The organism is Nocardioides sp., from assembly GCF_035481145.1.
GTDB lineage: Bacteria > Actinomycetota > Actinomycetes > Propionibacteriales > Nocardioidaceae > Nocardioides.
This window is the reverse complement of sequence record NZ_DATIHB010000102.1, coordinates 1-11,194: the sequence shown is the minus strand read 5'-3', so window position 1 is coordinate 11,194 and position 11,194 is coordinate 1. Positions and strand designations below refer to the sequence as shown.

Genomic DNA, 11,194 nt, shown 5'->3' with positions numbered 1-11,194 from the left:
GATGTACCCCGGACGCGCCCGCCGCTATCCGCGCAGGAAGCGGACGATGCCGCCGAGCAGAAGCACACCGAGCGCCCCGAAGAGGACGATCGTCCACGGGCCACCGCTGTCGTCGTCACCCGGGCTGTCGGCAGGATCGGGCGCCGGCGACGTCTCCGGCGCGGACGGTGAGGGCGGGCTGCTCGCGCTGGGGTCCGGCGTACCGCGGAGGGCTGCGGTCGCCGACGTGGGGAGCTCGAGGCGCAGGACAGGCTGGTCCGCGCCTTCCGAGCTCACGAAGACGGTGCCGTCGGCACGGACCGCGAGCGCCTCGCCCTGTTGCTGACGCGGCAGGACGAACTCCGCGACGGGCTGCCACCCGGGGAGCGCCAGGACGGTCGCCTTGACGTAGTCGCGGACCAGGACGTGGCGGCCGTCCGGCAGGAAGGCTCCGTCCGTGACCAGCCCCGGCGCCTCGGCGACCCGGGTCAGGACGTTGACGCCGTCGGCCCGCAGTTGCGCAGGAGCCGCGTAGACGGCGCCGCGCATCGGCGACTTGCTCACCACGAAGAGCCGGCCCGTGACGGGGTGCGCGAGCAGCGTCTCCGCGTCCTGCGCGCCATCGGGATAGGCGAGGTGGAAGGTCTCGCCCTCCACCGACCGGTCGCCGCGACCGACGGGCACCCGGGTCACCTCGATGTCGGCGCGGTCCTTGTTGTTGTCGCCCGTGTCGCCGACCCAGACGTGTCCGGCGCCCGCCGGAGCCAGCGACTCGAGGTCGTCGGCATCGCCCTCGAACCGCGTGACGCCGACGGTGTCGCCCGTGCGCAGGTCGACGGTGAAGACCCGGGCCTCGTCACCGGAGTCGTTCATGGTGACGGCGAGGTCGCCCTCGACGACCAGCCCCGACGACTCCACGATCTCGGTGTCGGAGAACGTCGTCACCTCATGGCTGCCGGCGGTGTCGTCGTCCGGGGCAGCGGAGGCCGCTCCCACCGCGAACGGCGCTGCGACCAGCAGGGCCACGAGCAGGCTACGCATCTGCCGGGACATCCTCAGCGGGCGACGTGGCGCCACCATCGGCGATGCCGGTGAGGACGGCCAGGTGGGGGCGGATCGCCCAGGTCGCGACCAGGTCGTCGTACTCCTTGCGGACCGAGCCGCCCTTGACGACACCGCCGGTGCGGACCGCACGGAGCAGGGTGTTGCGCGGGGTGTGCTCCGACTCGACGAACTCCACGACGTCGACCCGGTAGCCCAGCAGCCGCAGGATCGCCGCGCGTACGGCGTCGGTGAGGGTGTCGGCGAACCGCTCACGGAGGATGCCGTGACGGGTGAGCATGGCGTACGGCGAGGGGGTCCGCGCCTTGCGCAGCTGCGCAGCGATGTCGTGGTGACAGCACGGGGCCGCGAGCACGAGGGCGGCCTGCCAGCCGTCGGCGCGGGCGAGCGCCTCGTCCGTGGCGGTGTCGCAGGCGTGCAGGGCGAGCACGACGTCGGGAGCCTGCGCGAGCTCGGCGTCTGCGATCGTGCCGACGACGAACTCCATGTCCAGGCCGAGCCGCTCGGCGACCGCGGTGTTGTGGTCGCGCGACTGCTGCTTCACGTCGACACCTGTCAGGTGCACGGGAAGCTTCGCGCCGAGGTGCGCCTGTGCGGCGAAGGTGAGGTAGGCGTTGCCGCAGCCGAGGTCGACGATCCGCAGCGGGTCGTCCTTGGTCGGGCGCCGCAGGTGACCGGCCTTGATCGCGTCGGTGACGCTGGCGTCGAGCAGCCGGAGGAACTCCTCGACCTGGCGGTACTTCGCCTGACGGCTCGGCTTGATCCGGCCCTGCACGTCGGAGATGCCGAGCTCACGCAGCACCGGGTGGTCCTCGGCGAGCAGCCGCTCCTTGGTCTTGTCGTGACCACGGTCGACGTCGGCGGCCGCCTGGCGTGGTGTGGTGTGCAGCAGCGCCTCGTTCTTCTTCGTGACGCGCAGCTGGTGCTGCTCGGTCAGGGTCTCGATGTGCCAGTTGCCGAACGGGACGTCCAGCAGGGCGTCGACAGCGTCACGGGCAGCCTCGCCGACCGCGTGATTCTGCGTGTGCGCCTGCGTCGCGTCGTACGTGACGATCTGGAGGTGTGGGCCGGCCTTGAGGTCGACGTAGCGCAGCTCGGCGCGGCGCCAGGCCGGCGTCGTGCCGCGCTGGCGGCCGGAGGCGACGGCGCGGACCAGCTGCTGCTCGTCGAGCAGCAGGGCACGCACCCGCATCAGGGCACGGAGGAGCGGTTCGGCCATCAGTTGACGAACTTGGCGACGACCGCGATCAGGATCAGCCCCGTCAGCAGCGCAGGGATGATCAGGCGGCGGTAACGAGGATGCATGGGCTGAATCCTATTGCCCCGCCGAGGTGGGGCTTGTGCCCCGCCGAGACGACGACTGAGCGAGTCCCAGGTCGAGCTTGCTCGATCCTGGGCGAGCGAGGGAGGAGTGCGGGAGCCGAAGCGACCGCTGGTGGGGCTTGTGGTCACGCGAGGTGGGGCTTGTGGTCACTCGACCTTGCGCTTGTGGTCACCGGCGAGCAGCTCCGCGAGGTGCAGCGCCCGCACGCCGGCCAGGTCGGCCAGCTGGTAGCGGCAGGAGAAGCCGTCGGCCAGGACCACGACGTCGCGGCCCACGTCGGGGCCCGCGCTCCGCAGGGCCTCGCGCACCGCCGGCAACAGTGACGTCTCCGCGATCGCCACGCTCACGTCGTAGTGCTCCGGCGTCATCCCGAAGTCGCCCGCGAGCCCGCAACAGCCCTCGACCCGCGTCACGGTGGCGCCGGCGCGGAGCAGCACCTTCTCGTCTGCCTCCCAACCCAGTACCGAGGCGTGGTGGCAGTGGGGCTGAGCGACGACCTCGACCCCCGCGAGGTCCGGTGGAGTCCAGCCGTCCACGCTGGTGAGCAGCTGGGCGAGCGTCTTCACACCGTCCGCGACCGCTCGCGCCCGCTCCCCCGCCACCAGCCGCGGCACGTCGTCGCGGAGCGTCGCCAGGCACGACGGCTCGAGGCCGATCACCGGCACCCCGCTCGCCACATAGGGATGCAGTCGATCGACAGCCCGCGCCGCGATGCGCCGCGCCGCCTCGAGCTGGCCCGTCGTGATCCGGGTCAGGCCGCAGCACGCGTCAGCGGGAATCACCTCCGCGCGCAGGCCCGCCTCCGACAGCACCCGGATCGCGGCGAGCCCCGCCGAGGGCGTCAGGTGGTCCGTGAACGTGTCCGCCCAGATCCACACATCGGGTGACCACAGCTGCGGGTTCGCGTGACCACGAGCGCCAGTTCGAGTGACCACAGGCGCACGTTGGGCACGGAGGGAGCGGGCAGGCAGCTCGGGCAGCGATCGGCGGGGGTCGACGCCGGCGACCCACCGGGCCGCCCGGCCCAGCAGCGCACCCTCCGCCGCCCGGCCCAGCAGTGCACCCTCCGCCGCGCGTGCGGTCATCCGCGCGGCGATGCCGGTCGGCACCAGCCGGAGCCAGGTCGGCAGCCTCCCGAGCGTGTAGTGCGCACGTGGCCGGAGCCGTCCCTTCCACGTGCGCGCCAGCACCTCCGCCTTGTACGCCGCCATGTCGACGCCGGCAGGGCAGTCGCGCGCGCAGCCCTTGCAGGCCAGGCAGAGGTCGAGCGCCTCCTGGACGGCCGGGTCGTCGAGGTCGCGGACCAGCGAGCCGTCGAGCGCCTCCTGCAGCACCCGGGCCCGGCCTCGGGGGGAGTCCTTCTCGTCGCGTGTCGCCTTCCACGAGGGGCACATGACACCAGCCCCGGCAGGGGCGACGCACTTTCCGACGCCGGTGCAGCGGTGCACCCCCTCCCCCAGTGACGGGTCCGCGCCCAGCACCAGGGGCACGGACGCGACCGCACGCGCCGGACGCAGGTCGGCATCGAGCGGCGCGGGGTCGACGAGCACCCCCGGGTTGAGCAGGTTGCCCGGGTCGCAGATCCGCTTGACGGCGGCGAAGAGCGCCAGCGCCCGCTCGTCGTACATCAGGGGCAGCAGCTCCGAGCGCACCCGTCCGTCACCGTGCTCCCCGGAGAGCGAGCCGCCGAGGGCAGCCACCTCCCGCGCGGCCTCGGTGAGGAACGCGCGGAACCGCGCACCCCCGTCGTCGAACGTGAAGTCGATGCGGGCGTGGACGCAACCGTCGCCGAAGTGCCCGTAGGGCACCCCGTCCAGCCCGTGCTCCCCGAGCAGCTCGTCGAAACGCCGCAGCCAGGCGCCCAGCCGCTCCGTCGGCACGGCCGCGTCCTCCCACCCCGAGTACGCCGGACGGCCCAGCGAGTGCCCGGCCAGTCCGGCCCCGTCCTCCCGGATCCGCCAGAGTGCCGCCTGCTCGGCGGGGTCGGTCACGATCCGGTGGTCGAGCCCCTCGGCGGAGGGAGCGAGTCGCGCAGCAAGCGCGACCGCCTCGGACGCCGAGCCGGCGGCCAGCTCGGCGAAGAGCCACCCTCCGCCTCGCGGCAGGTCCGGCACCGCTCCCCCGCGGGCCCGGACCACGTCCACGATCCGTGCGTCGAGCCCCTCGAGTGCGAGCAGCCCGGGCAGCCCCGCAGCCAGCACCGCCGGCACCGCATCGGCCGCCTCGGCCATGGACGGGTAGCCGATCAGCAGCATCACCCGCGCAGCCGGCTCCGGCACCAGGGCCACCGTCGCGGAGAGCACCACGCCGAGCGTCCCCTCCGAGCCGACGACGAGCCGGTGGGGAGCGAAGCGCTCGGGAAGCAGGTGCTCGAGCGCGTAGCCGCTCCCCTGGCGCGCGAAGTGCCCGAAGCCCTCACGGATCGGTGCGAGGTGGGCAGCGCCCAGCGCCGCCAGTTCGGCACTGGTGCGGAGATCGTCCGCCTGAGGCGTACCAACCTGGTAGACCTCAGGCGGACGACCCAGGGCGCCCAGTGTCTCCACCGACCCGTTGCCCCAGAGCACCTCCAGGCCCAGGACGTTCTCCGATGTGCGCCCGAAGCCGAGGGCCCGCGAGCCGCACGCGTTGTTGCCGATCATCCCGCCGAGGGTGCAGCGGGTGTGCGTCGACGGGTCCGGCCCGAAGCGGAGCCCATGCGGTGCCACCGCTGCCTGCAGCTGTGCCTGGACGACGCCCGGCTCGACGACGGCCGTGCGCGAGGACGCCGAGACCGCGAGCACCCGCGAGAGCGCGGAGACGTCGACCACCAGGCCCGGCCCGACCGCGTTGCCTGCGATCGAGGTCCCCGCGCCGCGCACAGTGACCGGCACGCCGACCCCGTGCGCAGCAACGACCGCCGCAACGAGCTCCTCACGTGACCGCGGACGGGCGACCGCAGCAGGCACCACCCGGTAGAGCGACGCGTCGGAGGAGTACAGCGCGCGGTCCAGCGTCGAGGCCGATGCCGACACCCCTGCACGCTGCAGGGCCTCGAGAAGAGCAGCCGCGTCAGACATCCGCGGTCAGCTGGAGGGCGTGGCGTACGACGTCGAGGACCTCGCGCCGGCCCTCGAGCACGTCCGCGACCGGGACCCACTCCACCGCGTCGGTCGTGCCGTCCACCTCGACCACGCGGGGCGTCGCGCCGTCCGGGACGGAGCCTTCGTAGAGCAGGTGCACGCCGTGGTAGTCCTGCGTCCGGCCGTCGGGTGCGGTGCCGACGAGATGCACGTCGTGGACGTCGAGCAACGCACCGACCTCACAGACCACGCCGCACTCCTCCGCGACCTCGCGCGCCAGACCGACGGCGGGCCGCTCCCCGTGCTCGATCCCCCCACCCGGCAGCGTCCAGGCTCCCGGCAGGTGGGCCCGCCCCGACAGCCGGGTCAGCAGGACCTCGTCGCCCCGGCGTACGACGGCGTACGCCGCCACGCGCTGGTGGCGGTGGTGCTCGTGATCGCGGAGCGCCTCCACGACCAGCGGGGTGACCGGGAGGGTGCCGTCGAGGACGTCGCCCAGGGGCTGCCAGGCGGCCTCGGCGGTCGAGCCGTCGACCTCGACCACGCGTGGCTGCGGAGCGTCGGCCGGGACCCAGCCCTCGAAGACGATGCGGATCGCGTGGTAGTCGGCCTTCCCCTTGCCGAACCGCGCCCGGCGGTTGTGCATCGAGTAGAGCCGCGCCTCGCGCGAGACCGTCACGTCGAGGCCGGTCTCCTCGGCGACCTCGCGCACGACCGCGTCGCGCGGGTCCTCGCCGTGCTCGATCCCACCACCGGGCAGCGTCCAGAGCTCACCGCTGGTGACCCGTGCAGCCAGTCGCGAGAGCAGGATTCGGCCGTCGCGGATGATCACGGCGTACGCCGCGACGCGCTGGCGCTGCGGCAGTCGTCCCATACGCCGAGCCTAGGGCAGACGACCTCACCCAGCGGTCGCGGTGTCCGCCGCGGCGACCCGGTGCTTGCGGTGGCGTCGCCAGGAGCCGACCGGGTCGGCGATCCACAGCAGCCGGCTCGCCACCGGGCGCCAGGCGAGAAGGAGCGACAGCGCGATCGAGCCGACGATCGTCAGCCAGATGACCCAGCTGCCCGCCGTCGCTGCCCACTCGTCGTAGCCGGCGTACATCGCTCCCCTCACGACGAACCCGTGGAAGAGGTAGACGACCAGCGACGCCGACCCCAGGTGGGCGAACCAGGAGTCCTGGCGCGGCACGACCATGAGGATCCCGAACGCACCCGCGGTCGCGATCAGGAGCAGGGCGGCGCGGATCAGGATGCCCTCGGTCGCGGGCACACCGAAGTCGGCGTACGCGTCGGAGTAGTAGAGCCACCCGGTCGCGGTCCACTCGTCGGTGAACGCCGCAAGCACGAAGATGCCGACGAGGAGGCCGGCGCCGACCTCGCGCCCGTGGCTGGTGCGCAGGAAGTTGAGCACCTTGGGGTTGGCGTCGTGGAGGTAGAGGCCGATCGTGAAGAAGGGCAGCATGCCGATCGTCCGGTTGAGGTCGAAGAAGGACGACCCCTCGGTCCCCCACCAGAGCGAGGCGACCACGCTCAACGGCAGGGCGATCCAGTGGAGCTTGAGGATGGGCGTGATCAGCCGCCACTGGAAGAGCGCCGCGAGGTACCACATCGGCCAGTGCGGGTTGAGCCAGATGTCGGTGATGCCCTCCTCGTGCCCGACGTGGATCCGGAACGCCGCGAGCAGCCCCTCGAAGATGACGTACGGCAGCGCGATACCGGTGAGCAGGTTGGTGAGGTTCTTGCGCGACCAGGTGAAGTGGCGCGACAGGTAGCCCGAGACCAGCACGAACGCCGGCATGTGCCAGTAGTAGACGAAGTCGTAGACCCGCTCGGTGATCGCCTCCTCGGGCATCAGCGTCAAGGCGTGTCCGACGACCACGAGGGTCACCAGCGTCATCTTCAGGTTGTCGAGCCATGGATCCCGAGTCACGCCATCGACCGTATCCGACGGGCGCCCCACCCCCGGAAATGCCCGAGGGCCCCGCCGCGCTGCTGCGCGACGGGGCCCTCGGTCTGAGGTGGCCGAGATCAGTTCTGGTAGGAACCGAAGTCGAAGTCGTCCACGGCCACGACCTGGCCACCAGCACCGAAGTCGTAGTCGTAGGAGTCGTAGCCGGTGACGGAGTACGCCGCGGCGCGGGCCTCCTCGGTCGGCTCCACCCGGATGTTGCGGTAGCGCTCCAGACCCGTGCCGGCCGGGATCAGCTTTCCGATGATCACGTTCTCCTTCAGACCCAGCAGGGAGTCCGAACGGCCGTTGATCGCCGCGTCGGTGAGGACGCGGGTGGTCTCCTGGAAGGAGGCCGCGGAGAGCCACGACTCGGTCGCGAGCGACGCCTTCGTGATGCCCATGAGGACCGGACGACCCGAGGCCGGCTTGCCGCCCTCGGAGACGACCCGACGGTTCTCGGACTCGAAGATCACGCGGTCGACCAGGTCGGACGGCAGCAGGTTCGTGTCGCCGGACTCGATGACCGTCACGCGACGGAGCATCTGGCGCACGATGATCTCGATGTGCTTGTCGTGGATGGACACACCCTGCGAGCGGTAGACGCTCTGCACCTGGTCGACCAGGTGCTCCTGCGCCTTGCGGATACCGAGGATGCGCAGGACGTCCTGCGGGTCCTCGGTACCGACGATCAGCTTCTGACCGACCTCGACGTGCTGTCCGTCGGCGACGAGCAGGCGCGAGCGCTTGGAGACGGGGTACTCCTGGACCTCGGAGCCGTCGTCCGGGGTGAGCAGGATCTTGCGCGCCTTGTCCGACTCGTCGATCTCGACGCGGCCAGCGGCCTCGGCGATCGGCGAGCGGCCCTTGGGCGAGCGGGCCTCGAAGAGCTCCACGACGCGGGGAAGACCCTGCGTGATGTCGTCCGCGGAGGCCACACCACCGGTGTGGAAGGTACGCATGGTGAGCTGCGTGCCCGGCTCACCGATGGACTGGGCGGCGATGATGCCGACCGCCTCACCGATGTCGACGAGCTTGCCGGTCGCGAGCGAACGGCCGTAGCACTTGGCGCAGGTGCCGGTCCGGGCCTCACAAGTGAGCACCGAGCGGACCTTGAGCTCGGTGATGCCCGCCTCGACCAGCTGGCCGATCTTGACGTCACCCAGGTCCTCGCCGGCCGCGACGAGGAGCTCGCCGGAGGCCGGGTCTGCCACGTCGACCGCCGACGTACGGGCGTACGCGGCGACCTCGACGTGCTCGTGCTTGACCACACCGTTGTCGGTCTGGACGCCGATCTTCTTCGGCAGACCACGCTCGGTGCCGCAGTCCTCCTCGCGGATGATGACGTCCTGCGAGACGTCCACCAGACGACGGGTCAGGTAACCCGAGTCAGCGGTACGCAGGGCGGTGTCGGCGAGACCCTTGCGGGCACCGTGCGTCGAGATGAAGTACTCGAGGACGGAGAGACCCTCACGGAAGTTCGACTTGATCGGCCGCGGGATGATGTCACCCTTCGGGTTCGCCACGAGGCCACGCATGGCGGCGACCTGACGGATCTGCATCATGTTTCCGGAGGCACCCGAGTCGACCATCATGTAGATCGGGTTGGCCTTGTCGAAGTTGACCTCCATGGCCTTCGCGACCTCGTTGGAGGCCTGCGTCCAGATCTCGATGAGCTCCTGGCGACGCTCCTCGTCGGTGACCAGACCGCGCTCGAACTGCTTCTGGACCTTGGCCGCCTGCTCCTCGTAGCCCGAGAGGATCTGGGCCTTGGCGTCCGGCGTGACGACGTCCTCGATGGAGACGGTGACACCGGAGCGGGTCGCCCAGTGGAAGCCGTTGTCCTTGAGGGCGTCGAGCGACGCAGCGACCTCGACCTTGGTGTAGCGCTCCGCCAGGTCGTTGACGATCGCGCCGAGCTGCTTCTTGCCCACCTCGTAGTTGACGTACGGGTAGTCGTTGGGCAGCGCGTCGTTGAAGATGACGCGGCCCAGCGTGGTCTCGAGGATGAACGTGTCGCCCTCGATCTCCGAGCCGAGCGGCGGGACGACGCCCGTCAGGCGGATCCGGACCTTCGACTGCAGGGAGATCTCCTTGCGGTCGAACGCCATGATCGCCTCGGCCGGCGTGCCGAAGACGCGACCCTCGCCCGGACCCTGACGGTCCGTGGTGAGGAAGAAGAGGCCGATGATCATGTCCTGGGTCGGCATGGTCACGGGGCGACCGTCCGACGGCTTCAGGATGTTGTTCGTCGACAGCATCAGGATGCGGGCCTCGGCCTGCGCCTCCGCGGAGAGCGGCAGGTGGACGGCCATCTGGTCACCATCGAAGTCAGCGTTGAACGCCGAGCAGACGAGCGGGTGGAGCTGGATGGCCTTGCCCTCGATGAGCTGCGGCTCGAACGCCTGGATGCCCAGGCGGTGGAGCGTAGGCGCACGGTTGAGCAGCACCGGGTGCTCGGTGATGACCTCTTCGAGGACGTCCCACACGACCGGGCGGGCGCGCTCGACCATGCGCTTGGCCGACTTGATGTTCTGCGCGTGGGACAGGTCCACGAGGCGCTTCATCACGAACGGCTTGAAGAGCTCCAGCGCCATCTGCTTGGGCAGACCGCACTGGTGCAGGCGGAGCTGCGGGCCGGAGACGATGACCGAACGACCCGAGTAGTCGACGCGCTTGCCGAGGAGGTTCTGACGGAAGCGACCCTGCTTGCCCTTGAGCATGTCGGAGAGCGACTTGAGCGGGCGGTTGCCCGGACCGGTCACCGGGCGACCACGACGGCCGTTGTCGAACAGCGAGTCGACGGCCTCCTGGAGCATCCGCTTCTCGTTGTTGACGATGATCTCCGGCGCACCGAGGTCGAGCAGACGCTTGAGTCGGTTGTTGCGGTTGATCACGCGGCGGTACAGGTCGTTGAGGTCGGAGGTCGCGAAGCGGCCACCGTCGAGCTGCACCATCGGGCGGAGGTCCGGCGGGATGACCGGAACGGCGTCGAGGACCATGCCGATCGGCTGGTTGCCGGTCTTGCGGAAGGCGTCGACGACCTTGAGGCGCTTGAGGGCGCGGACCTTCTTCTGGCCCTTGCCGGTCGCGATGGTCTCGCGCAGCGACTCGACCTCGGCCTCGACATCGAAGTCCTGGAGGCGCTTCTGGATCGCCGCGGCGCCCATGTGGCCCTCGAAGTACTTGCCGAACCAGTTCTTCATCTCGCGGTAGAGCAGCTCGTCGCCCTCGAGGTCCTGGACCTTGAGGCTCTTGAAGCGGTTCCACACCTCGTCGAGGCGGTCGATCTCACGCTGCGAACGGTCGCGGATCTGCTTCATCTCGCGCTCGGCGGCGTCCTTGACCTTGCGCTTGGCGTCGGACTTGGCGCCCTCGGCCTCGAGCGCGGCGAGGTCCTCTTCGAACTTCTTGGCGCGGTCGTCGATCGCGGTGTCGCGGCGACCCTCGAGGCGCTTGCGCTCGAGGTCGACCTTGCCCTCGAGCGAGGAGAGGTCGCGGTGGCGAGCGTCCTCGTCGACCGAGGTGATCATGTACGCCGCGAAGTAGATGACCTTCTCGAGGTCCTTCGGGGCGAGGTCGAGCAGGTAGCCCAGGCGCGACGGGACGCCCTTGAAGTACCAGATGTGGGTCACGGGAGCGGCGAGCTCGATGTGGCCCATGCGCTCGCGGCGGACCTTCGAGCGGGTGACCTCGACGCCACAGCGCTCGCAGATGATGCCCTTGAAGCGCACGCGCTTGTACTTGCCGCAGTAGCACTCCCAGTCCCGGGTGGGACCGAAGATCTTCTCGCAGAAGAGGCCGTCACGCTCGGGCTTGAGC

6 protein-coding genes are annotated in these 11,194 nt (G+C 70.6%); all 6 read right to left on the bottom strand.

What is annotated here, in order from left to right:
* Window positions 1–24: 24 nt before the first annotated feature.
* Window positions 25–1,020, bottom strand: a complete 996-nt coding sequence (locus tag VLF38_RS08970) for a hypothetical protein (RefSeq protein WP_325270924.1) — start codon at window positions 1,018–1,020, stop codon at window positions 25–27.
* Window positions 1,013–2,260, bottom strand: coding sequence for an SAM-dependent methyltransferase (locus VLF38_RS08965; protein ID WP_325270923.1), 1,248 nt, complete (start codon window positions 2,258–2,260; stop codon window positions 1,013–1,015). Before VLF38_RS08965 ends, VLF38_RS08970 begins: the two co-directional genes overlap by 8 nt.
* A gap of 251 nt (window positions 2,261–2,511) precedes the next feature.
* A complete protein-coding gene (locus tag VLF38_RS08960) occupies window positions 2,512–5,421 on the bottom strand; it encodes an FAD-binding and (Fe-S)-binding domain-containing protein (protein ID WP_414689377.1) in 2,910 nt (969 codons plus the stop codon).
* On the bottom strand, window positions 5,414–6,298 hold the full coding sequence (locus VLF38_RS08955; protein WP_325270921.1) for an NUDIX domain-containing protein: 885 nt from the start codon (window positions 6,296–6,298) through the stop codon (window positions 5,414–5,416). Before VLF38_RS08955 ends, VLF38_RS08960 begins: the two co-directional genes overlap by 8 nt.
* A 24-nt stretch (window positions 6,299–6,322) precedes the next feature.
* Window positions 6,323–7,354: an acyltransferase family protein gene (locus VLF38_RS08950; RefSeq protein ID WP_325270920.1), complete on the bottom strand. Its 1,032-nt coding sequence runs from the start codon at window positions 7,352–7,354 to the stop codon at window positions 6,323–6,325.
* Window positions 7,355–7,452: 98 nt separating this feature from the next.
* A partial coding sequence (locus VLF38_RS08945; protein WP_325270919.1) for a DNA-directed RNA polymerase subunit beta' occupies window positions 7,453–11,194 on the bottom strand: 3,742 nt, incomplete at its 5' end.